The sequence below is a fragment of the Alcanivorax sp. HI0083 genome (assembly GCF_001635175.1).
The window spans coordinates 1-755 of sequence record NZ_LWFX01000222.1; the positions used below are offsets into that span (position 1 = coordinate 1).

At 61.2% G+C, this 755-nt stretch carries 1 protein-coding gene and 1 pseudogene; one reads left to right on the top strand and one right to left on the bottom strand.

Annotated elements, in window-relative coordinates; translation table 11 throughout:
* On the top strand, positions 1–393 hold a 393-nt coding region (locus A3754_RS02435), incomplete at its 5' end, for a helix-turn-helix transcriptional regulator (RefSeq protein WP_156496702.1).
* Positions 394–435: 42 nt separating this feature from the next.
* Here the strand turns inward: A3754_RS02435 and A3754_RS02440 are convergent.
* Positions 436–755 (bottom strand): annotated as a pseudogene (locus A3754_RS02440) (bifunctional heptose 7-phosphate kinase/heptose 1-phosphate adenyltransferase); the annotation flags it as partial.

Here is a 755-nt window from a genome sequence, read left to right on the forward strand (position 1 = left end):
AACAAGATGGCCCAGGACATGTATCGGGAACAGTGCGAGGCCATGCTGGCCCGCCGGGAAGCCCCCACCGAGCATCTGGCAAACCGGGTTAGCGCCTACCTGAGCCTGTTCGTGCGTACTTTCCCCACCGCCGAACAGGTAGCCCAGGCCTTCGGCATCCCGGAACGCACCTTCCGCCGCCAGCTCAGCAAGGAGGCCCGCCCCTTTCAGGGCATCATGGATCAGGTCAGGGAAGACAAGGCCAGACGCTACCTGAGCGACTCCAGCCGCAGCGTGGCGCAGATCGCCGAATTGCTCGGCTACAGTGAATCAGCGGCCTTCGTCAGGGCCTTTGAGCGGTGGACGGGAAAGACACCGGCCCGTCACCGCAAAGAAGCCGGGGCCGAGCAGTAGGAGCGCCGCTTGAGGCGCGCCTACAGCAGCTTCGTTGCAGAGTCAGTCCTGACGAATTCTTTCCACGATTTTGGTCGTCGAAATATCGTCGATAAAATCGAGCACCTTCACCTCGCCCCCATAGCGCTTCACAAACTCGTGGCCGACCACTTCTTCCACGCTGTAGTCACCACCCTTGACCAGCACATCCGGCTTGATGGCTTCCAATAAAGGCTCCGGGGTGTCTGTATCAAAGGACACCACCCAATCCACCGCTTCCAGGGCGGCAAGCACCGCCATTCGTCGCTCCAACGGATTGATGGGGCGACCCGGTCCTTTCAGGCGGCGAATGGAATCATCGCCGTTCACCGCCAAGACCAGGC